18 protein-coding genes are annotated in these 21,392 nt (G+C 70.2%); 11 read left to right on the top strand and 7 right to left on the bottom strand.

Annotation, left to right across the window (positions count from 1 at the left end; all coding sequences use genetic code 11):
• Positions 1–17: 17 nt before the first annotated feature.
• Both OG782_RS08945 and OG782_RS08940 read right to left on the bottom strand, forming a co-directional pair.
• Positions 18–1,253 (bottom strand): SLC13 family permease, encoded by a 1,236-nt coding sequence (locus tag OG782_RS08945; protein ID WP_406449065.1) that lies wholly within the window; start codon positions 1,251–1,253, stop codon positions 18–20.
• A 9-nt stretch (positions 1,254–1,262) separates the two neighbouring features.
• The gene (locus tag OG782_RS08940; protein WP_406449063.1) at positions 1,263–2,186 is read right to left on the bottom strand and encodes a rhomboid family intramembrane serine protease; all 924 of its coding nucleotides are present in this window, start codon (positions 2,184–2,186) and stop codon (positions 1,263–1,265) included.
• 192 nt (positions 2,187–2,378) lie between these two features.
• On the opposite strand from OG782_RS08940, the gene OG782_RS08935 reads away from it, so the two are divergent.
• The gene (locus tag OG782_RS08935) at positions 2,379–2,963 is read left to right on the top strand and encodes a HutD family protein (protein ID WP_406449061.1); all 585 of its coding nucleotides are present in this window, start codon (positions 2,379–2,381) and stop codon (positions 2,961–2,963) included.
• On the opposite strand, the gene OG782_RS08930 is transcribed toward OG782_RS08935, so the two are convergent.
• Positions 2,942–3,196: a hypothetical protein gene (locus OG782_RS08930; RefSeq protein ID WP_406449059.1), complete on the bottom strand. Its 255-nt coding sequence runs from the start codon at positions 3,194–3,196 to the stop codon at positions 2,942–2,944. The genes OG782_RS08935 and OG782_RS08930 overlap by 22 nt on opposite strands.
• A 201-nt stretch (positions 3,197–3,397) precedes the next feature.
• Here OG782_RS08930 and OG782_RS08925 point away from each other — a divergent pair, with 201 nt between their 5' ends.
• The 4 genes from OG782_RS08925 to OG782_RS08910 all read left to right on the top strand — a co-directional run bounded on the left by OG782_RS08925 (position 3,398) and on the right by OG782_RS08910 (position 7,153).
• Positions 3,398–3,904, top strand: a complete 507-nt coding sequence (locus OG782_RS08925; protein ID WP_406449057.1) for a pyridoxamine 5'-phosphate oxidase family protein — start codon at positions 3,398–3,400, stop codon at positions 3,902–3,904.
• Positions 3,905–3,990: 86 nt separating this feature from the next.
• A complete protein-coding gene (locus tag OG782_RS08920) occupies positions 3,991–4,602 on the top strand; it encodes a TetR/AcrR family transcriptional regulator (protein WP_406449055.1) in 612 nt (203 codons plus the stop codon).
• A gap of 335 nt (positions 4,603–4,937) precedes the next feature.
• Positions 4,938–5,141, top strand: a complete 204-nt coding sequence (locus OG782_RS08915) for a cold-shock protein (RefSeq protein ID WP_015607926.1) — start codon at positions 4,938–4,940, stop codon at positions 5,139–5,141.
• A 278-nt stretch (positions 5,142–5,419) separates the two neighbouring features.
• Positions 5,420–7,153 carry a DEAD/DEAH box helicase gene (locus OG782_RS08910; protein WP_406449053.1) on the top strand — a complete coding sequence of 578 codons (1,734 nt, stop codon included), beginning with the start codon at positions 5,420–5,422 and terminating at the stop codon, positions 7,151–7,153.
• Positions 7,154–7,235: 82 nt separating this feature from the next.
• Here the strand turns inward: OG782_RS08910 and OG782_RS08905 are convergent, their stop codons facing one another.
• From OG782_RS08905 to OG782_RS08895, 3 genes are all read right to left on the bottom strand, one after another.
• Positions 7,236–8,252 carry an ankyrin repeat domain-containing protein gene (locus OG782_RS08905; RefSeq protein WP_406449051.1) on the bottom strand — a complete coding sequence of 339 codons (1,017 nt, stop codon included), beginning with the start codon at positions 8,250–8,252 and terminating at the stop codon, positions 7,236–7,238.
• A gap of 54 nt (positions 8,253–8,306) precedes the next feature.
• Positions 8,307–9,215 (bottom strand): hypothetical protein, encoded by a 909-nt coding sequence (locus OG782_RS08900; protein WP_406449049.1) that lies wholly within the window; start codon positions 9,213–9,215, stop codon positions 8,307–8,309.
• An 88-nt stretch (positions 9,216–9,303) separates the two neighbouring features.
• Complete coding sequence (locus tag OG782_RS08895; protein WP_406449047.1) at positions 9,304–11,106, bottom strand: glycoside hydrolase family 35 protein; 1,803 nt, start codon at positions 11,104–11,106, stop codon at positions 9,304–9,306.
• 312 nt (positions 11,107–11,418) lie between these two features.
• Here OG782_RS08895 and OG782_RS08890 point away from each other — a divergent pair, with 312 nt between their 5' ends.
• From OG782_RS08890 to OG782_RS08870, 5 genes are all read left to right on the top strand, one after another.
• Positions 11,419–12,297, top strand: coding sequence for a helix-turn-helix domain-containing protein (locus tag OG782_RS08890; protein ID WP_406449045.1), 879 nt, complete (start codon positions 11,419–11,421; stop codon positions 12,295–12,297).
• Between the two features lie 25 nt (positions 12,298–12,322).
• Positions 12,323–12,655, top strand: coding sequence for a chorismate mutase (locus tag OG782_RS08885; RefSeq protein ID WP_406449043.1), 333 nt, complete (start codon positions 12,323–12,325; stop codon positions 12,653–12,655).
• A 209-nt stretch (positions 12,656–12,864) separates the two neighbouring features.
• On the top strand, positions 12,865–15,366 hold the full coding sequence (pepN, locus tag OG782_RS08880; protein WP_406458939.1) for an aminopeptidase N: 2,502 nt from the start codon (positions 12,865–12,867) through the stop codon (positions 15,364–15,366).
• A gap of 369 nt (positions 15,367–15,735) precedes the next feature.
• Positions 15,736–17,133, top strand: a complete 1,398-nt coding sequence (locus OG782_RS08875; RefSeq protein ID WP_406449041.1) for a pyridoxal phosphate-dependent decarboxylase family protein — start codon at positions 15,736–15,738, stop codon at positions 17,131–17,133.
• Complete coding sequence (locus OG782_RS08870) at positions 17,130–18,536, top strand: lysine N(6)-hydroxylase/L-ornithine N(5)-oxygenase family protein (RefSeq protein WP_406449039.1); 1,407 nt, start codon at positions 17,130–17,132, stop codon at positions 18,534–18,536. Before OG782_RS08875 ends, OG782_RS08870 begins: the two co-directional genes overlap by 4 nt.
• A 130-nt stretch (positions 18,537–18,666) precedes the next feature.
• Here the strand turns inward: OG782_RS08870 and OG782_RS08865 are convergent, their stop codons facing one another.
• Positions 18,667–20,472, bottom strand: coding sequence for a bifunctional metallophosphatase/5'-nucleotidase (locus tag OG782_RS08865; protein WP_406458937.1), 1,806 nt, complete (start codon positions 20,470–20,472; stop codon positions 18,667–18,669).
• Between the two features lie 183 nt (positions 20,473–20,655).
• Here OG782_RS08865 and OG782_RS08860 point away from each other — a divergent pair, with 183 nt between their 5' ends.
• A complete protein-coding gene (locus OG782_RS08860; protein WP_406449037.1) occupies positions 20,656–21,354 on the top strand; it encodes an SIMPL domain-containing protein in 699 nt (232 codons plus the stop codon).
• The last annotated feature ends 38 nt before the right edge of the window (positions 21,355–21,392 follow it).

Below are 21,392 nucleotides of genomic sequence, written 5' to 3'. Positions count from 1 at the left end.
ACCGGCGGACCGGCGGATCAGGTGACCAGAGCCAGCGCGCAGGTGGCGGCGAACGTCGCCGTCACCGACAGCACCAGCCCCGTCAGCACGAAACGCGGCACGGCGATCCGCGTCCCCTGCCGCCGGCACCGCTCGAACCACAGCAGCGTCGCCAGCGAACCCCACGGGGTGATGACGGCACCCGCGTTGACCCCGATCAGCAGAGCGAGCAGCTGGTGGTGGTTGGCCGCGGGAATGACGGCCTCGCCCGCCACGTACGCCGGAAGATTGTTCAGCACATTGGACAGTCCCGCACCCACCCCGGCCGACCGCAGCATGCCCACGAAACCGTTGTCCGACCCGAGCGCCCGCACCAGCACCTCGTGCAGCCCGTGCGCGTCGACCGTCTCCACGACCAGGAACATCCCGGGGACCAGCACCAGCAGCCGCCACGGGACCAGGGACAGCCGCAGCTCGCCCCGCCGCCGCACCGCGAACGCCGCCACCACGACCACCATCGCCACCAGCGAGGCGGACCACAGCGGCACATCCACCACCAGGATCGCCAGCAGGAAGCCGACGCACGCCACCGAACAGATCCCCAGCAGCACCCGGTCATCGGGCACCGGCACCGGGGGAGGGGTGTACCGGTCCGCGCCCCGCCGGCCGCGCCGCCAGTAGAACCCCCACAGACACAGTGCCGTCACCCCGACCGCGGCCAGCTGCGGCAGCCACATCACGGCCGCCAGACCGGCCGGCGACAGCGCCACCCGGTCCGCCGCCAGCAGATTGGTCAGGTTCGACACCGGCAGCAGCAGACTCGCCGTGTTCGCCAGCCACACCGTCGTCATCGCCAGCGGCACCCCCGCGATGCCCACCCGGCCGGCCAGCGCCAGCATCACCGGCGTGAGCAGGACCGCGGTCGTATCCAGGTTCAGGGTGATCGTGGTGAGCGAGGCGAACACCACACAGAGCCCGAAGAGCAGCGGATAACGGCCCCGGCCCGCCCGCGCCACCCACGCCGCCACCACATCGAAGACCTGGGCCCGGCCCGCGAGCTCCGCCATCACGATCACGGTCGCCAGGAACGCCACCAGCGGCCCGACGCGCCGCATCTGCTCCGCCGCCTGAGCGGAGGGCAGCAGCCCGCTCGCCACCGCGGCCACTCCCAGCACGAGCAGCCCGCCGGCCAGCCGGTCCAGCGGATGCGACCGCCGCACCAGGGCGCCCGCACGGGCGCCCCGGGCCCGCCCGGCAGAACGATCTTCGCGCATCGGCCCCGGTCAGCCCGTCAGCGCAGAGGTCTTGAGGACCACCAGCAGCATCAGCACGGCCAGCAGCACCACACACCCGGCGGCCTGGACCTGCGTACGACGCTCCGCCGGGGCGTACGCGTAGACGACGGTCACGACACCGCCGGTGAGCAGCCCGCCCAGGTGCCCCTGCCACGAGGTGAACCCGGCGGAGATCACCATCCAGATCAGGAACCCGGCCAGGAACCTGTTCACCGCCTGCATGTCCCGGCCCAGCCGCCGGTTGATGACGTAGAACGACGCCGCAAGACCGAAGATCGCCCCCGAGGCACCCACCGCGTTGTCGAACGGCGCGACCAGGTACACCAGAACCGAACCGCCCAGCGCCGACAGCAGATACAGGGCCAGATACCTGACCCGCCCCAGCTGCTCCTCGACGACCCGGCCCAGGTTCCACAGCGCGTACATGTTGAACGCGATGTGCAGCACCCCGAACGGCAGCGAACCGAACGAGGAGCCGCCCGGCGGCAGGTGCAGGAAGGCGCCGGTCAGCAGCCGGTACCACTCACCGTCCACCACACCGATCACATCGAGGCCGGGGAAGCCCCCGTCCATGTAGACGTACCTGCTGCCGTCCGGACCGGTCAGCCCGGCACCCGTCATCCCGAACCGGTCGACGATCCCCGGACGGACCAGCTCACCCAGGTACACGAGGATGTTCAGGCCCATCAGCACATAGGTGACCAGCGGCACCGCGCCCCTGGACACCGCACCGCCGAACACGGTCCGGGCCTGCCGCACCGAACGCTGCCCCTCCTTCACGCACTCCACGCAGTGATGACCGACGGCGGCCTCACGCATGCAGTCCGGGCAGATGAAGCGCTCGCAGCGGGTGCAGCTCACATACGTCTCGTACGAGGGGTGGCGAAAGCACGTGGTGGCGGCGGCCTCCATGGCCGGCTCCTTCATCAGTGGACGGGTGAGAGCGGCCTGTGGGGCGGCGGCGATCAACATAGCGAACGGCCCGGACCGGGAACCAGCCGGGTTTGGGGTCCTTCGTTTGGATCAGGCCCCGCGAGCCCGGCATGATCCGGACGCGAGACCCCGGGCCCGGGGTCCCGAACCCGTCGAGAGTGGAGAAACCCTATGACCTCCGAGGCGTTCCGGATCCTGCGGGCGGCCGGCCGGACACCGGTGGCCTGGAAGAACGGCGTGGGAACCACCCGCGAGATCGCCGCGTCACCAGGCGCCGGTACGGACGCCTTCGACTGGCGGGTCAGCCTCGCCGAGGTGGCCGGGGACGGGCCGTTCTCCGTCTTCCCCGGCGTCGAGCGCACCCTGACCGTGGTGGAGGGCGCCGGCATGGACCTGATGGTGGGCGGTGAGCATCACATCGTCGACGAGCCGTACTGGCCCCACGACTTCCCCGGCGACCTGGAGACCGACGGCCGGCTGCTGGCCGGCCCGGTCGTCAACCTGAACGTGATGTACCGCAGGGACCGTACGAGGGCCGAGGTGGCGGTGGTACGCGGCACCCTCCGGCTGACGGCGCCGGAGGGCGGTGCGGTGCTGGCCGTGGCACTGGAGGACGGTGCCGTCATCGAGGGGACGGACACCGTGCTCGGCTGCTACGACGCGGTGCTGCTGCGCGGCCGGACGCCCTGTGTCCTGCGGACGCAGGGGTACGCGGCGCTGGTCACGGTGTCGGGTCAGGAGCCGGGCACCCAGTAGCTGTGCACCTGCGAGACCGCCGGGGGCGCGGACGACGCCGGCAGCCCCTGCTTCTCGGCGACGGGCATCATGACCACGCCGAACTTGTCCATGGCCTCCTGGGACTCCCACAGGTCGTAGATCTCCAGGCCCGTTTCGGTCGGTACGCAGACGTGCGACAGGCAGCCCGCGAAGGTGTCGCCGGGCAGGGCCTGGAGCTCCGCGTTGAGTGCCTCGTACTGATCCGTCGTCATGCCCTGCAGTGTGGCCTTCATGAAGATCGCCATCTGAACTCACCTCGGGTGGGGAACCGGTCCTCCCCGCCGCCCGGACGGCGGCCTCGGTACCTTCCAGCACACCACGCCCGCGTCCGGACAGCATCCGAACGGGTGATCCGTGACGGTCCTGAGGGAATCCGGACAGGAGATGTCGGGATTCCGCAGTTCGATGACCTCATGACATCGAGTTCCTGGGCAGATTTCCGGACCGCGGAGCCGGACTTCGCCGACACCGTGCGACAGCGTTTCGAGCAGTACAAGCACCACGTCCTGGCCACCGTCCGCAAGGACGGATCGCCGCGGGTGACCGGCCTCGAAGTGGAGTTCCGGCTGGGCGAGCCGTTCCTCGGCATGATGCCGGGCTCCCGCAAGGCACGTGACCTGTTCCGCGACCCCCGCTTCGCGGTGCAGGCCAACCCGGGCCCCGACGCCGAGATGGCGGACGGGGACGTGCGGATCTCGGGACGCGCCGTGGAGGTGACCGACGCCGCCGTGCTGGCCCGCTTCATCGACGAGGTCGAACCGCCGCAGCCCTTCCACCTCTTCCGGGTGGAGCTGACCGAGGTGGTGCGCACCGGGATCGAGGGCGGCGACACCCTGGTCATCCAGGTGTGGCGCCCCGGCCACCCGCTGCACACGGTCCGCAGGGGCAACGACGACGGCTCGGTGACCACGGCCCCCTGACACCGCACGAGGGGCGGCGCCGGGGGAGCGGCACCCCCGGCGCGGGCCGGCGCCCGAGCGGCGGCGGCCGGGCGGAGAATGGGCGGGTGCCTACCAAGAAGAAGCCCCCGGTGACCCCCTCGCCCGAGCGCCGCAGCGAACTGCTCGCCACCGCCGCCGAGGTCTTCGCCGCCCAGGGATACAACGCCACGACCGTACGCAGGATCGCGGACGCGGCCGGAATGCTCGCGGGCAGCCTCTATTACCACTTCGATTCCAAGGAATCGATGCTCGACGAGATCCTCTCCACCTTCCTGAACGAACTCTGGGAGGGGTACGACGCCGTCCTGGACGCCGGTCTCGGCCCCAGGGAGACCATCGAGGCGCTCGTCACCGAGTCCTTCCGCGAGATCGACCGGCACCGCGCCGCCGTCGCCATCTACCAGAAGGAGGCCCGGCACCTGGCGGCCCAGCCCCGGTTCCAGTACCTCGTCGAATCCCAGCAGAGGTTCGAGAAGGCCTGGCTCGGCACCCTGGAGCGCGGCGTCGCCGACCTGACCTTCCGCGCCGACCTGGACATCCGTCTCACCTACCGGTTCGTCCGCGACACCGTCTGGGTCGCCGCCTCCTGGTACCGGCCGGGCGGCCGGCACAGCCCCGAGGAGATCGCCCGCCAGTACCTGTCGATGGTCCTGGACGGGATCGCCCTGCGCCCCTGACGCGGGGCGAGGGGCGAGCGACGGCGCCGCGGCCGGGTCCCGCGTCACCGAAAGCCGTCTTCGAGCGGCTCCGCGAACCGTACGGGCCAAACGCCCCAAGGGATCGCCCGGATATCCCCCGGCCGGCGGCGTGGCCTGCTCCACCGCAGGTCGGCAGATCGTGCTACGGTGGTCCGGTTGCAGTTTTGGTACCCATGAACTTTATGTGCGCCTGACGGGAATGCTTCCTCAGGCGCTTTATTGTTTTCCGGCTTTCTCCGGGTGGGGCTCAATGCGGCGACTTGGAATTCGTAAAGTGCGGATTTCCGGCACTGCACCTGTTTTAGGAGAATGACATGGCTACTGGAACCGTGAAGTGGTTCAACTCGGAAAAGGGCTTCGGCTTCATCGAGCAGGACGGCGGCGGCGCTGACGTCTTCGCCCACTACTCCAACATCGCCACCCAGGGCTTCCGTGAGCTCCAGGAGGGCCAGAAGGTCTCCTTCGACGTCACGCAGGGCCAGAAGGGCCCGCAGGCGGAGAACATCGTCCCGGCCTAATTGCCGGACGCGTACCTCGCAGCCGGGGCCCGCACCGTGACGGTGCGGGTCCCGGCTTGTGCTGTCCCTGGGAAACAACGCACATTCCCGGGCGCCACCGAGCGCCCCGCACCGGGTGCGACGAAGCACCCCGGGTGCCTTGAGCAGTCCGCGCACCGCGCACCGCGGTTCCCACCGCGTGTCCGCGCGCAGTCCCCGGAACTCCCCAGCAGTTCAGTCCCACGTAGTCCCCAGCAGTCCCACGTAGTCCCCAGGAATCCCCAGGAGGGCAATTCCGTATGACCCGCTCCGAACGTCAGGACCGTCCCGCCCGCAATCGCCCGTCGAGGGGGCGTGGCACGGCCCAGGCAAAGGCAACCGCACAGGGTTCCGGCAAGGGATCCGGCAAGGCGTCGCCCCGTCGCAGGGCCACGCCGCCGCAGGGTGAGTTCGCCCTGCCCGAAACCATGACCCCCGCACTGCCCGCCGTCGAGGCGTTCGCCGAGCTGGACATGCCCGCAGCCCTGCTGAAAACCCTTGCCGCGCAGGGCGTCACCGATCCGTTCCCGATCCAGGGCGCCACCCTGCCGAACTCGCTGGCCGGCCGGGACATCCTCGGCCGCGGCCGCACCGGCTCCGGCAAGACCCTGGCCTTCGGCCTCGCGCTCCTGGCCCGCACCGCGGGCCGCCGCTCCGAGCCGAAGGCGCCGCTGGCGCTCGTCCTCGTCCCGACCCGCGAGCTCGCCCAGCAGGTCACCGACGCGCTGACGCCGTACGCCACCTCCGTCAACCTGCGGATGGCCACGGTCGTCGGCGGGATGTCGATCAGCAAGCAGTCCGGCACCCTGCGCCGCGGCGCCGAGGTGCTCGTCGCCACGCCCGGCCGGCTCAAGGACCTCATCGAGCGCGGCGACTGCCGCCTGGACGACGTCGCGATCACCGTCCTCGACGAGGCCGACCAGATGGCCGACATGGGCTTCATGCCGCAGGTCGTCGCCCTGCTCAAGCAGGTCGAGCCCGACGGACAGCGGATGCTGTTCTCCGCGACCCTGGACAAGAACATCGACCGGCTGGTCAAGATGTTCCTGACCGACCCCGTCGTGCACTCGGTCGACCCGTCCGCCGGCGCCGTCACCACCATGGAGCACCACGTGCTCCACGTGCTCGACGAGACCGACAAGAAGGCCGTCGCCACGAAGATCGCCGCCCGCGACGGCCGCGTGATCATGTTCGTCGACACCAAGCGCGCCGCCGACCGCTTCGCCAAGCGGCTGCTCGCCAGCGGTGTACGGGCTGCCGCCCTGCACGGCGGCCGCTCGCAGCCGCAGCGCAACCGGACCCTGGACCAGTTCAAGAACGGCCAGGTCACCGCCCTCGTCGCGACGAACGTGGCCGCCCGGGGCATCCACGTCGACGACCTCGACCTGGTCGTCAACGTGGACCCGCCCACCGACCACAAGGACTACCTCCACCGCGGCGGACGCACCGCGCGCGCCGGGGAGTCCGGCAGCGTCGTCACCCTGGTACTGCCCGAGGAGAAGCGGGAGATGACCCGGCTGATGCAGGACGCCGGCATCGCGCCCCGCACCACCCGGATCAAGTCCAGCGACGAGGAGCTCACCCGGATCACCGGGGCGCGCGAGCCCTCCGGCGTCGCGATCGTGATCGAGGTACCGGAACCGACCCAGCCGAAGCCGCGCACGCGGTCCGGCGCGGGCACGGGCACCGGGACCGGCGGCGGCTTCCGCTCCGGCAGCCGGGGCCGCGGCCGGCGCGGTGGCGCAGGCGCGGCCGGTGCCGCCGGAGGCGGCAGCGCGCAGGGCACGGGCGGCGGCGCGTCCCGCGGCTCGGGCGCCGGCGGCTCCTCACGGGGTACTGGCTCCGGTGGCGCCTCGCGCGGCAGCGGTGCGGGTGGCGCTTCGCGCGGCAGCGGTGCGGGTGGCGCTTCGCGCGCTTCCGGTGCCGGTGGTACGGGCCGCTCCGGCGGCACCGGCCGCGGCGGAGCACCGTCGCGGGGCCGTCGCGCGGCCTGACGGCCGAGCCGTTCATTCTCAGCCCGTCCGGTGTTCGGGGACGGAGCGGTAATCGGGTGCGCCCGGAGCCCCGCTTCCGTCCTCAAGCGCCGGACGGGCTTGTCCGTGCCCCCGGAAGCGGTGGCACGGGCACCCCCAGCCGGGCCAGGACGTCCGCGCCGAACGCCCGCCGCAACGGATCACCCGACGCGCACCACGCGGCCGCCGCCTGACGGGTCTCCTCGTCGCCGCGTACGCACAGCGCCTCCGCCGGCACCCGCCAGTTGTCCAGCTCCGGATTCCCCGACCGCAGCGCCCGCCGCGCCAGTTCCTCGAACGGGGCCCGCAGCCCCAGCTCCGACTCCAGGACCGTGGCGATCGCACCGTGCCCCGTCTGCTGGTCCCGGCCCGCGGCCGCCCGCCCGTTCCGGACCAGTTCGACGGTCAGCGTCTCCCCGCCGTCGACGAGACTCCGGTACACCACGACCTCGTGCGCCGCCGCGTCCTCGTACAGGTCGAGCAGGCCCGCCCGCAGCTCCTGCTCCAGATCGGTCCCCAGCAGACGCCGCGCCTCGCCGAGCGCCTCCTCGACCGTCCCCTCCACCGCTCCCGCACCATGGCGCAGCAGCGCCCGTACCGTCTCCAGCGAGCCCCGCCGGGCAGCGAGCAGCAGCGGGGACTCGCCCCCGGGACCCGGCAGGCACGGGTCCGCGCCATACGCCAGCAGCACCTCGGCGGTCCGCGCATGACCGAGCCCCACCGCCCACCGCAGCGCCGTGAACCCGAACTGCTCACGCAGATCCGGCCGCGCACCGACGGCCAGCAGCGCCTCGGCCACCTCCGTGTGACCACCGCACGCCGCCCCGCACAACGGCAGATCACCCCCCTCGGGCCCACAGGCCCGGTCCGGGTCGGCGCCCGCCGCGAGAAGCAGCCGCACCACCCCCGGACGGTCCGAGACCGCCGCCAGATAGAGCGCGCTCGCACCCTCCTCGTCCACCGTCTCGGCGGACACACCGGCGCGCAACAGCCGTACGACGGCGTTCTCACCCTCGTACAAGGCGTCGAGCAGGCCCGGCCCGCCCTCCGCGCCCGCCGTCGTCGCCATCGGATCTTCCATCACAATTCGACTGTAATACGCCGCGCGCCACGGCAGGTTGCCGGTCGCGGTGCCTCAGGTGGTGCAGTCCAGCACCGTGCGGCACAACGCGCACCGGGCCCGCACCCGGCCACGGACCGGCACCCGGTTGCGCTGCTGACAGGTCGGGCAAGCGAACGCGACCCGCAGCCCGTCCCGGCCGGCCTCGAAGGTGTACGGGACCTCGGGCCCCGGGCCCGCAGCCGCGCCGGGATGATCCTGCGCGTACCGCCGGTCCCTGGCGTACCGGCGGCGCCCCGCCCAGCCCGCAGCCGTCAGCGGCGGCTGCACACTCTCCCGCAGCGCCTGCGCCCGGCCCAGGGTGTACGCGGTGTACGCCTGCGGACTGGTGAACCACGGCGAAGGATCCTCATCGAACGCGAGCGCCCGCTTGGCCAGCACGTACCCGAACTCCTCCGGAGTGAGGTAACCGAGCTTCTGGCTCGACGTGGCATCCTCCCGGAACGCGTCCAGCAACAGCCAGCCCGCCCCCAGATAGGCCGCCGCCGTATCGGTCAGGATCTCGTTGTCACGCGTCCCCGGGAACTCCAGGCCCAGCCGGTGCAACAGCACATGCGTGACCTCGTGCGACAGCGCGGCACCGATGTCCCTGCGATGCGTACGGAACCGGTCGTTCAGCTCGATGAAGTACTCCGGCCCCGCAGCCAGCTCGACACTTCCCGCATGTTCCATCGACCGGAACGCCACAACCATCCGCGCATCCGGCAGCCGCAGATGCGCCACCATCGCCCGCGCCACCCGCTGCGCACCCAGATGCAGATCATCCGCATCGGCGAACGCGGCATCGGCGGGCAGGAGACTCGGGGCGAAGCGGTGGACACCGTCGTACGACAAGCGGCGGTACAACGCCGTGATCGCCGCCCGGACCGTGGCCAGATGCGGGAAACCGTGCACCACCGGGCTGCCGTGGGGGCTGTCGCTCACGACCGAACCCCCGCTCCACGACGCTCAACTCCTCACCACTGTAACCGCAGCGGCCCCCACCGGACCTGGAGCAGACGAACGCCGCCCGTCAGGCGTGCCCCGGCGCCGGACCGCCCGTCCGCACCGGCACCCCCGGCCCCAGCTCCGCATACGGCGCCCCCGCACCCTCCACCTCCAGCACCCACACCTCGTTCACACCGTCCCGCAGCACCGGACCCGGCACATACAGCGTCCGCTGCGGGCCCGCCGCCCAGTACCGCCCCAGACAGAAACCGTTCACCCAGACGAACCCACGCGTCCAGCCCGGCAGTTCGAGCCCCGCATGCCCGGTGCCCGCAGCGCCCGCGACCTCGAACGAGCCACGGTACAGACCGGTGCCCCCGGACCCGTCGACCGGCACGAACGGCAGGGACCCGACCGCCGCCGGCTCCTCGAACGCGTCGAGCCGCAACGCCCGCGCCCGCACACCGTGCAGGAACTGCCGCTCGTGCAGCACACCCCCGCTGATCCCCTTCGGCTCGCCCAGCCGCGGCCCGTAGTTGACCCGGCCCAGCGACTCCACCCACAGCTCCACCTCGGCAGGCCCGGCCACCGGCTCCGCCAGCGTGCTGTCCTCCTCGCTCAGCACACCCCTGCGGACACCGTCCACATACACCAGTGCCAGGTCCCGCAGACCCGAAACCCCCAAGGCGTACGGGCGGCGCGGACCCGGGACGGAAACCCGGTAGCGCACCAGACCGCGATCGACCCCCAGCTCCTCGAACGTCGGCGGAACACCGGACTCCGGCTGCTCCTCGTCGCCCAGCACCTCCAGCACATCAGCGAGCGGCGCCCACTCCGACAACGCGGCCCGCACCGGCGCCAGCCCCGTGGGCTCCGGCGGCAGCGGGGGCAGCGGCCCCTCCGCGTACTTGGCCAGGACCTCACGGAACAGCCGGAACTTCTCCGTGGGCCGCCCGTACTCGTCGACCGGCGCGTCGTAGTCGTACGACGTCACCGTCGGCTGCAACTCCTGGTCCTGGACCGGACCCGAACGGTTGGCGCCCGCCCAGCCGGCGAAATTCGTCCCCCCGTGCGCCATGTAGATGTTCACCGACGCCCCGCACTCCAGGATCTCCCGCAGCGCACCCGCCGCCTGCGCCGGATCCCGTACGACCGGCGGCGCACCCCAGTGCTCGAACCAGCCGCACCAGAACTCCATACACATCAGCGGACCGTCCGGCTGATGGCGGCGCAGCACCCGGAACGCCTCCCGCGCACCCGAACCGAAATTCGCCGTGGCCAGCAGACCCGGCACGGAACCCCCGGTCAGCATGTGGTCCTCCGGCCCGTCGGAGGTGAACAGCGGAACACTCACACCGAACTCCACGAGCATCTCCGCCACCCGGCGCAGATAGACCGCATCCGTGCCGTAACTGCCGTACTCGTTCTCCGCCTGCACCATGATCACCGGGCCGCCGCGGCCGATCTGCCGCTCCGCCACCTGCGGCAGCAACTCGGCGAACCAGGCACGCACCGCGTCCAGATAGCCGGCGTCCCGCGTCCGCACCCGCCGCCCGAACCGCCCCGTCACCCAGACCGGCAGACCACCGTTCTCCCACTCCGCACAGATATACGGCCCCGGACGCACGATCGCCCACAACCCGGCCCGCTGCGCCGCGTCCAGGAACCGGCCGAGCGCCGCGACATCCCGGAACCGGCCGGGCTGCGGCTCATGGAGGTTCCACGGCACATACGTCTCGACACAGTTCAGGCCCATCGCCCGAAGCATCGCCAACCGGTGGTCCCACTGCCCCTCGTGCACCCGGAAGTAGTGCAGAGCCCCCGACAGCAGCCGTACGGGCTTCCCGTCGAGCCGGAAGTGGTCGTCCCCCACGGTGAAGTCAGCCATCGTGCTCGTTCTCTCCTGTGCGCGCGGTCCGGGGAGCACCACGCTCCGCGACCGGTACGCGAGGTATACGGCACATATGACGGAGCGGGCGAACCCGGGAGGAATGTCACGTCCCAGCCTCACCCCCTGGCGTGCGGCCGGTCCATGGACAAAGATCATGGCTGTTTGGACGCAGCACACATCACCGCTGAGCCCGCCACACCTCACCGCGGGGCGCAGCACGCATCAACACTGGACGCAGCGCACATCAACACTGGACGCAGGCACACATCGCTGTCGGGGCACGACGCGAGGACCGGGGAGCGAAGGCCGATGTACCACACCTGGATGCGCTTCTTCACCCCCAGCCCCCTCCACCACCGCCTCGGCCTGGTCTGCCTCGGAGTGGGCCTCCAGCACGGCACACTGCCGACCGTCGGCCCCCGCACCCTGGACCACCACGTGGCCGTCGTCATCAACTCGGGCAGCGGATGGTTCGCCGGACCGGACGGGCGCCGCATACCCGTCACCGGCCCCAGCCTCATCTGGCTCACCCCCGGCACCCCGCACCACTACGGCGCCGATCCGGTCACCGGCTGGGACGAAAGCTTCGTCGACTTCACCGGACCCGCCACCACCACGTACACCGAACTCGGCTACATCGAACCGGACCGCCCCCTCGTCCCGCTCGCCGACACCGCGGCACCGCGCGCCGCCGTCGGCCGGATGGTCCGCGCGGCCCGGCGCGGCAACCCACTGCTGGAGGTGGAGACCGGCGCGGCCGTCCACGAACTCCTCGTCGCGCTGCGCCGGGCCCGCGCCGACGTCAGCCCCGACGGCGACCCGGTACTTCACGCCCTGGCCCGGGACGCCTTCCAGCCGCTGTCCGTCGCCGAGCACGCCGCCCGGCACGGCATGACATCCGCCGAACTGCGCACAGCGGTGCGGCGGGGGGCGGGATGCAGCCCGAAGGACTACCTCCTCGGCATCCGGCTCGGCCGCGCCAAGGAACTCCTCGCCACCGGCGACCTGCCCGTCGCGGCCGTCGCCCGCCGCGTCGGGTACGACGATCCCGCGTACTTCTCCCGCCTGTTCGCCCGCCGCGTCGGCATGGCCCCGGTCCGCTTCCGCGAGCAGCAGGGCCGCAGCGTGCCGGGCGGCTGGAGCGACCGGGTACCGGACTCCGAGCACCCTCCGACGATCATTCCGTAGCCCGCTCGGTCTAAGCTCGCTGACCATGACCACGAGCGACATCGACGATTCCGTAGGCGCCGAACTGAACCGGCTGCGCGAGAGCATCGACAACATCGACGCGGCTGTTGTGCACATGCTCGCCGAACGCTTCAAGTGCACCCAGCAGGTCGGTCACCTCAAGGCCGCCCACCAGCTCCCCGCAGCCGACCCCGCCCGCGAGGGCCGCCAGATCGCCCGGCTGCGGCAACTGGCGGAGAGCGCCCACCTGGACCCGGCGTTCGCCGAGAAACTGCTGAACTTCATCGTGGCCGAGGTCATCCGGCACCACGAACGCATCGCGGACGAATCGGCGAACGGACCGACGGACAGCGCGTGAACGGATCCGGCCGGTCCCGGACCTTCCGCGGCGACTGAGGGTGAGCGCCCGGTGAGTGCCGGGTGAGCTCCCCGCAGGGCGCGGTCTCCTCGGCTGCGCCCCGCCACCACCGCACCCGGCAGCACGAACACCGCGCCGACGCCGCCGGCCGCCCCGCACCCGGGAATCCCACCTGCACGCCGCCCACCGCATACGGCAGCATGACCCCCATGTCCGTACTGATGCGCGATGAAGCGCAGGCCCGAGCCCAGTTCCTCGACGTACAGCGGTACACGATCGACCTCGATCTCACCGCAGGGGAGAACACCTTCGACTCCCGTACCGTCATCCAGTTCACCGCCCTCGCGGCCGGCGACACGTTCATCGAGATCAAGCCCGCCACCCTGCGCTCGATCAGCCTCGACGGACACCCCCTGGACCCCGCAGACCTCACCGAGAACCGATTCCCCCTCACCGGCCTCACCCCCGGCGCCCACGAACTCCACATCGACGCAGCCATGCGCTACTCCCGCACCGGCGAAGGCATGCACCGCTTCACCGACCCCACCGACAACGAAACCTACGTCTACACCCAGCTCTTCATGGAAGACGTCCAACGCGTCTTCGCAGCCTTCGACCAGCCCGACCTCAAATCCGTCTTCGCCCTCACCGTCACCGCCCCCGAAGGCTGGACCGTCCTCGGCAACGGCATCACCCAGCACACCGGCAACGGCCGCTGGACCCTCGCCCCCACACCCCCCATCTCCACCTACCTCGTCGCCGTCGCCGCAGGCCCCTGGCACTCCGTGACCACCGAACACGCCGGACTGCCCTTCGGCATCCACTGCCGGCGCTCCCTCGCCCCCCACCTCGACACCGACGCCGACGAAATCCTCGACATCACCCGCGCCTGCTTCGACCGGTTCCAGGAGAAGTTCGACGAGCCCTACCCGTTCGACTCCTACGACCAGGCCTTCGTCCCCGAATTCAACGCGGGCGCCATGGAGAACCCCGGCCTCGTCACCTTCCGCGACGAATTCATCTACCGCTCCGCCGTCACCGACACCGAACGCCAGACCCGCGGCATGGTCATCGCCCACGAAATGGCCCACATGTGGTTCGGCGACCTCGTCACCCTCGCCTGGTGGGACGACATCTGGCTCAACGAGTCCTTCGCCGAGTACATGGGCTACCAGACCCTCGCCGAAGCCACGAGCTACACCGACACCTGGGTCGACTTCGGCGTCGCCCGCAAGGGATGGGGATACGACGCCGACCAGCGCCCCTCCACCCACCCCGTCGCCCCCGACCCCGCCGCCGTCCCCGACACCGCGTCCGCGATGCTCAACTTCGACGGCATCTCCTACGCCAAGGGCGCATCCGCCCTGCGCCAACTCGTCGCCTGGCTCGGCGAGAAGGACTTCCTGGCCGGCATCAACACCCACTTCGCCCGCCACAAATTCGCCAACGCCACCCTCGCCGACTTCATCGACAACCTCGCCTCCGCCACCGAACGCGACGTCCACGCCTGGGCCGACCAATGGCTGCGCACCACCGGAGTCGACACCCTCACCCCCCACATCGAGGAAACCGACACCACCTGGTCCCTCACCGTCGACCACCACGGCACCCGCCCCCACCGCATCACCGTCGGCACCTACGACCACACCATCGACACCCAGTCCGGCCCCGACCGGCTCGTCCTGCGCGACCGGTTCGACACCAACATCCCCCAGAACGGCCCCACCACCCGCCCCGGCCCCCGCCCCGCACTCGTCGTCCTCAACGACAACGACCTCACCTACGCCAAGATCCGCCTCGACCCCGAATCCTGGAACACCGTCCTCGCCACCCTCTCCGGCATCCCCGACGCCCTCACCCGCGCCGTCATCTGGAACGCCGCCCGCGACATGGTCCGCGACGGCGAACTCGCCCCCACCACCTACCTCGACGCCGCCCGCACCCACCTCCCGCACGAAACCGACCTCGCCCTCCTCCAAGGCGTCCTCGCCTTCGCCGACACCCAGATCGCCGCACGCTACGTCACCCCCGAAGACCGGCCCGCCGCCCTCGCCACCCTCACCGCCCTCACCCGCGACCTCATCCGCCGCACCGAGGACGGCACCCACCCCGGCCTCCGCCTCACCGCCGTACGCCACCTCATCGACGCCGCCACCCAGCCCGACACCATCCACGGCTGGCTCACCGAAGGCACCGTCCCCGGCGGCCCCGAACTCGACCCCGAACTCCGCTGGCGCATCCTCACCCGCCTCGCCGTCCTCGGCGCCACCGACGAAACCACCATCACCGCCGAACTCGAGGCCGACCCCAGCGCCACCGGCCAGGAAGGCGCCGCCCGCTGCCGCGCCGCCCTGCCCACCCCCGAGGCCAAAGCCGCCGCCTGGCACGCCATGTTCAGCGACGACACCCTCTCCAACTACCTGTTCACCGCCACCGCCCAAGGCTTCTGGCAGCCCGAACAGACCGAACTCCTCACCCCGTACGTGCCCCGCTACTACCCCGACGCCGCCCAACTCGCCGTCCGCCGCGGCCCCGCCATCGCCGAAGCCGCCGGACGCCACGCCTTCCCCGCCTACGCCATCGACGCCGACAGCCTCCACCTCGGCGAACAAGCCCTCACCGACCAGACCCTCATCCCCGCCCTGCGACGCAAACTCACCGACCAGATCGACGACCTGAACCGCGCCCTCACCGTCCGCAACGCCTACTGACCCGCACCACCCCGCACCACCGCACCACCCAGCCCCCACACCACCGAATCACTTAGCCCCCACACCACCGCACCACCCGTGCCCGGCCCACCCTCACCCCGAGGGCAGGCCGGGCACACCCATATCCGCAGCCCCCGCGCCCCGCCCCGCACCGGCAGCCAGAAACCCCGCCTCCGAACGGCCCGCCAGGCACACCCACAACCCCGGCCAGAAACCCCCACACCCATACCACCCGAACCCCCGGCAACCCGCCCCCACCAGCCACCCATCCCCCTTTCGAGTTCAGATCACCGAGCTCACCGGCCCCGCCCCCAGAAACCCGGACAAGCTGGCGTATCCACCCGTGTGCACCCGAAGGGCCACCCACCCATGCCCACACCACCCCTCGCCGGCTCCACCACAGGCCCCACCGCCCTGCGCCCCCTCATCGACACCGTCCTCACCGCACTCCAGGAAGGCGCCCGCCGCCGCGACGGCCCCCTCCCCGCAGGCGGACCCGACACCGTCACCCACCACATGCGCACCACCCTCGACCCCGTCATCCCCGAACACGGAACCGGCGCACACCACGCCCTCGCCACCCTCATCCGCGCCCTCACCGAAGGCGCCGCAGACCCCGCAGACCCCCTCTGCGCTGCCCACCTCCACACCCCACCCCTCGCCCTCGCCACCGCCGCCGACCTCGCCGCCTCCGCCCTCAACCCCTCCATGGACTCCTGGGACCAAGCACCCGCCGCCTCCACCCTCGAAGCCGCCACCACCCAAGCCCTCGCCGCCGAGATCTACCCCCACCACCCCACACCCGACGCCCTCGTCACCACCGGCGGCACCGAAGCCAACCAACTCGCCCTGCTCCTCGCCCGCGAACGCCACGGACCCATCCAGACCATCACCGGCACCAACGCCCACCACAGCATCACCCGCGCCGCCTGGCTCCTCGGCCTCCCCACCCCCCTCACCATCCCCGCCCCCACCGGCACCATCGACCTCACCGCACTCCACGACACCCTCACCCGACACCAAGGCCCCACCCTCGTCACCGCCACCGCAGGCACCACCGACACCGGCCAGATCGACCCCCTCACCGACATCGCCGACCTCTGCACCCACCACGGCGCCGAACTCCACATCGACGCCGCCTACGGCGGACCCCTCCTCCTCAGCCCCACCCACCGCAACAAACTCAACGGCCTCGACCGCGCCCACAGCGTCACCCTCGACCTGCACAAACTCGGCTGGCAACCCGCATCAGCAGGCATCCTCGCCGTCCCCGACCACCACCACCTCCACCCACTCCACCACCACGCCCCCTACCTCAACGCCGACGACGACACCGAAGCCGGCCTCCCCGACCTCCTCGGCCGCTCCCTGCGCACCACCCGCCGCCCCGACGCACTCAAAATCGCCGTCACCCTCCAAGCACTCGGCCGCACCGGACTCGCCGACCTCATCGACCGCACCTGCGCCGCCGCCCACCACCTCGCCGACCTCATCACCCAAAACCCCACCCTCGACCTCTACGACCGCCCCACCATCACCACCGTCCTCTTCCGCCCCACAGCCGCCGACGACCACACCGTCGCCACCATCCGCCGCACCCTCCTCACCCGAGGCCACGCCGTACTCGGCCGCACCCACACCCACGGCCACCTCTGGCTCAAAGCCACCCTCCTCAACCCCCACACCACCCCCCACGACCTCAACCGACTCCTCACCCTCGTCACCCACCTCGCCACAGAACTCAAGGAAGGCAGCACACCCCGATGACCGACCGGCCCACCCCCGAAACCAACCAGCCACACGACCTCGTCGGCATCGGCATCGGCCCCTTCAACCTCTCCCTCGCCGCCCTCACCCACGGCCTCCCCACACCCATCAACGCCACGTTCTACGAACAACGCCCCGCCTTCCACTGGCACCCCGGCCTCCTCATCGACGGCGCCAGCCTCCAAGTCCCCTTCCTCGCCGACCTCGTCACCCTCGCCGACCCCACCAGCCCCTGGACCTTCCTCAACTACCTACGCACCCGCGACCGCCTCTACCCCTTCTACTTCGCCGAGCGCTTCCACATCCAACGCGCCGAATACGACGCCTACTGCCGCTGGGTCAGCGGACAACTCCCCAGCCTCCACTTCGGCCACCAAGTCGACGCCATCCGCTGGAACCCCCAACACGCCCACTTCGAAGTCGACTACACCCAACTCGACACCGACGGAGAAGCCGAAGCCCTCGGCCGCGCCCACACCCGCCACATCGCCCTCGGCATCGGCACCGAACCCCACATCCCCGAACCCCTCAAACCCCTCGCCGACGCCGGAACCGTCCCCGTCATCCACTCCGCCGACTACCTCCACCACCGACAACAACTCCTCGACGCCGAACACATCACCGTCATCGGCTCAGGACAATCAGGCGCCGAAATCTTCCTCGACCTCCTGCGCGCCCGCCCCGCCGGCCACGAAAAACTCCACTGGCTCGCCCGCACCCCCGCCTTCGCCCCCATGGAGTACTCCAAACTCGGCCTCGAACACTTCACCCCCGACTACACCCGCTACTTCCACGCCCTCCCCGAACCCGTACGCGACGCACTCGTCCCCCACCAATGGCAACTCCACAAAGGCATCGACCACGACACCATCACCGCCATCCACGACGAGCTCTACCGCCGCACCCTCCACGGCGGCTGGCCCGACGCCACCCTCACCCCCGGCGTCGCCGTACGCACCGCAGGCCGCGTCGCCACCACCCGCGTCGAACTCCACCTCGAACACACCCAGCAAGGCACCCGCACCCGCCTCACCACCGACGCCGTCATCCTCGCCACCGGCTACCGCGAACGCCCCCTCGACCAGATCCTCGACAGCCTCGGCACCCACCTGCGCCGCGACACCTCAGGCCGCCCCCGCATCGACGACCAGTACCGCCTCGACCTCGACCCCACCATCACCGGCAACATCTACGTACAGAACGCCGAACGCCACACCCACGGCGTCGGCGCCCCCGACCTCGGCCTCGCCGCCTGGCGCAGCGCCACCATCCTCAACAACCTCACCGGCACCACCCCCTACCCCCTCCCACAACGCACCGCCTTCACCACCTTCGGCCTCACCCCCCACCCCGCCATCCCCACCCAGAACCCCACCCTCACCCCCCTCGTCCAAAGCAACTGACACCCGCCCCCGGACACACCAAAGGCGGCCGCCCACCCCCCACAAGGGAAGGAGAACGGCCGCCCCACACAACACATCCACCCGAACACCGGCGAGAAAACCCACACAGCACACCGGCGGACACACCCGGCTAGAACACCGGCACACCGTCACGCGTCAGCCGCCAGTCCACCGAAGCGAACTGCGCACCATCCACCGAACCCTTCGCCTGCACCCACGAAATAATCGTGTTCCGGATCTCCTCCGAATTCGCCCACAACTGCTTCGCACCAGGCACATGCGGGAAGTTACCCCCACCACTCGCCCGGTAATTATTCACCGCCAGCACGAACTGCGCCGCCGGATCAATCGCCTTCCCCCCGAACGACAGACCCACGATCCGCGAACCATTCGGCTTCGCGATGTCGATGTCATACGTCAGACCCGACACCGCGTCATAGTTGTAATCCGGAGTACTGTCAGCGTTCGTCAGCTTCGCCGTATCCACCGGAGCACCCGCAGCCGTCTGCACGTAATACCGTGCCGAGAACTCCAGATAATCCTTGATCTGCGCACCCGTCAGCAACCGCGCCTCAAGCGTGTTCTCGAACGGATACAGACCCGCCGCATCCTTGATCGTCACATTGCCCGCCGGAATCTGCGCCGTACGCGAGAAACACGACGCCTGCGACAACACCGGCAGCGCCGCATACTCGCCACCCGCCAACGCAGCCTTCACCGTCTCCGCCTGAACGACATTGATCAGATCGATGATCGGCTCGTCCTTCCACGCCGCCTCGGCCGTCGTCATCGCCGCAGTCGACGTACCGATCACCTGGTTGACGTACGCCACAACCTTCTTGTGCTCATCCGCCAGCATCCCCGTGATCTTCGGGTCCTCAGCCACCGTGTTCGAGTTCAGCACCTGCGAACCGGCCTTCTCGACCACCCAGCGGCCCTTCTCCCACACCAGATCGAAGTCGAACAACGTCAGCCGCTGCCCCCACTTCAACGGCTCGGACAGCACAACCTTCTTACCGGTCTGCTTGTTCTCCACGAAATACTCGGGAATCTCCAGATGCGCATGACCCACCAGAATCGCATCGATCCCCGGCACCTGCTCCGCCACCAGACCCGCGGCATTCTCCACATACGGAATCTGATCACCGTACGAAGACGTCCCGCTGTTCCCCGAATGCGCCGAAACGATCACCACATCCGCGCCCATCGAACGAAGCCGCGGCACATACTTCGCCGCCTGCTCCTCCAGGCCCGGGAACACCATCTTCCCGCCCACATTCGCCTTGTCCCAGATTGCGATCCCCGGGTTCGTCAGCCCCAGAATCGCCACCTTCACATCCCGCCCGTGCGGCGTACGAAGCCTCTTGATCACATACGGCGCGAACGCCGGCCTCAACGTCTTCGCATCCAGCGCATTCGCGCCCAGCAACGGGAAGTCGCACTGCTCCTCGAACTTCCGCAGCACCGGAATCCCGTAGTTGAACTCATGGTTCCCGAGCGCCGCCGCGTCATAACCGATCGCGTTCATCGCCTGAGCCATCGGATGCACCGGCCCACGCTTCGCCGTGATCGGATCGATCTTCGCGTAGTAATACGACAACTGCGTGCCCTGGATCGTGTCACCCGCATCGATCATCAGCGTGTTGTGACGGCCCTTCTCCCGGCGCACCTGGTCCACCAACGTCGAGATCTTCGCCAGACCGACATCGTTGTGAGCCTTGTCGTCGAACTCCTTGTCCGTGAAGTAGTCCCAGTTGAAGACATTCCCATGCAGGTCCGTCGTCCCCATCACGGTGAACGAATACCGCTTCTGCGGACGCCCGTGCCCGTGCCCGTGGCCATGCGCCTCGGCCGGCACCGCGGCACCCCCCGCCATCGCCACACCCGCACCGGCCGCGGCCGATGTGCCCAGGAACGTCCTTCGGTTCAGCGGCATCTCGTCTCCCACATCTCAGTCACTCCGTGCACACAGTCCTTGTCCGCACACAACGCGCGTAGATCCCACGCACGCGCGGACAACGCGCGTAGATAATCACCCACACACCACCCCCGGCAACACCCCCAACAGGTTTCCATCCGATGACCACTCACTGTCACACCCAAGTGCCACAGTGAACCCATGACCGACACCACACAGCCCTACGGCACCCCCGACCAACCCCGCCTCGCCGTCCGCGGAGAAGCCCGCCTCCAGTTCGACCCCGAAACCGCCCGCCTCTCCATCACCGTCAGCGCCCGCGGAAAAGACCGCCGCGCCGCCCTCGAAGACCTCACCCGACGCAACACCACCGTCCTCGAACTCGCCCGCAGCTACGGAGAAGCCATCGAAGAACTCGAAACCGGCGCCCTCTCCATCACCCCCGAACTCCACCAACGCGGCCGCGACGAGAAAGTCCGCGCCTACCACGGCCGCGTCCACATCACCGCCGTACTCAACGACTTCACCGCACTCGGCGAACTCACCACCCGCATCGGCGACCTCGACATGACCCGCATCGACGGCCCCTGGTGGGCCCTGCGCCCCGACTCACCCGCCCACGGCGAAGCCCGCCGCCAAGCCGTACACGAAGCCGTCCAACGCGCCCGCGAATACGCCGCCGCCCTCGGCGCCCAACTCGCAGCCCTCGTCGAACTCGCCGACCTCGGCGCGGAGAACACCCCACCCCCCGCCTACGCCCGCAGCGCCTACGGCGGCGCACTCCCCGCACCGGCCGGAGCAGCCCCCGACGCCGCCCCCGCCCTCGACCTCGAACCCCAGCAACAGACCGTCCACGCCCAGGTGAACGCCCGATTCATCATGACCCCACCAAAACTCTGAAACCCCCACCCGAATGCTCATCCGAGCGCAACGCCGCA

It is taken from the genome of Streptomyces sp. NBC_00876 (assembly GCF_045207435.1).
Taxonomy (GTDB): Bacteria; Actinomycetota; Actinomycetes; order Streptomycetales; family Streptomycetaceae; genus Streptomyces.
This window is presented reverse-complemented; position numbering and strand designations above follow the sequence as displayed.

Bases quoted from the DNA above. Each gene is read 5' to 3' on its own strand.
- OG782_RS08860 (WP_406449037.1), top strand. From the start codon at position 20,656: ATGACCGACACCACACAGCCCTACGGCACCCCCGACCAACCCCGCCTC.
- OG782_RS08915 (WP_015607926.1), top strand. From the start codon at position 4,938: ATGGCTACTGGAACCGTGAAGTGGTTCAACTCGGAAAAGGGCTTCGGC.
- OG782_RS08885 (WP_406449043.1), top strand. From the start codon at position 12,323: ATGACCACGAGCGACATCGACGATTCCGTAGGCGCCGAACTGAACCGG.
- OG782_RS08870 (WP_406449039.1), top strand. From the start codon at position 17,130: ATGACCGACCGGCCCACCCCCGAAACCAACCAGCCACACGACCTCGTC.
- OG782_RS08895 (WP_406449047.1), bottom strand. From the start codon at position 11,106: ATGGCTGACTTCACCGTGGGGGACGACCACTTCCGGCTCGACGGGAAG.
- OG782_RS08930 (WP_406449059.1), bottom strand. From the start codon at position 3,196: ATGACGACGGATCAGTACGAGGCACTCAACGCGGAGCTCCAGGCCCTG.
- OG782_RS08865 (WP_406458937.1), bottom strand. From the start codon at position 20,472: ATGCCGCTGAACCGAAGGACGTTCCTGGGCACATCGGCCGCGGCCGGT.
- OG782_RS08875 (WP_406449041.1), top strand. From the start codon at position 15,736: ATGCCCACACCACCCCTCGCCGGCTCCACCACAGGCCCCACCGCCCTG.
- OG782_RS08935 (WP_406449061.1), top strand. From the start codon at position 2,379: ATGACCTCCGAGGCGTTCCGGATCCTGCGGGCGGCCGGCCGGACACCG.
- OG782_RS08905 (WP_406449051.1), bottom strand. From the start codon at position 8,252: ATGGAAGATCCGATGGCGACGACGGCGGGCGCGGAGGGCGGGCCGGGC.
- pepN (WP_406458939.1), top strand. From the start codon at position 12,865: ATGTCCGTACTGATGCGCGATGAAGCGCAGGCCCGAGCCCAGTTCCTC.
- OG782_RS08910 (WP_406449053.1), top strand. From the start codon at position 5,420: ATGACCCGCTCCGAACGTCAGGACCGTCCCGCCCGCAATCGCCCGTCG.
- OG782_RS08925 (WP_406449057.1), top strand. From the start codon at position 3,398: ATGACATCGAGTTCCTGGGCAGATTTCCGGACCGCGGAGCCGGACTTC.
- OG782_RS08945 (WP_406449065.1), bottom strand. From the start codon at position 1,253: ATGCGCGAAGATCGTTCTGCCGGGCGGGCCCGGGGCGCCCGTGCGGGC.
- OG782_RS08940 (WP_406449063.1), bottom strand. From the start codon at position 2,186: ATGGAGGCCGCCGCCACCACGTGCTTTCGCCACCCCTCGTACGAGACG.
- OG782_RS08890 (WP_406449045.1), top strand. From the start codon at position 11,419: ATGTACCACACCTGGATGCGCTTCTTCACCCCCAGCCCCCTCCACCAC.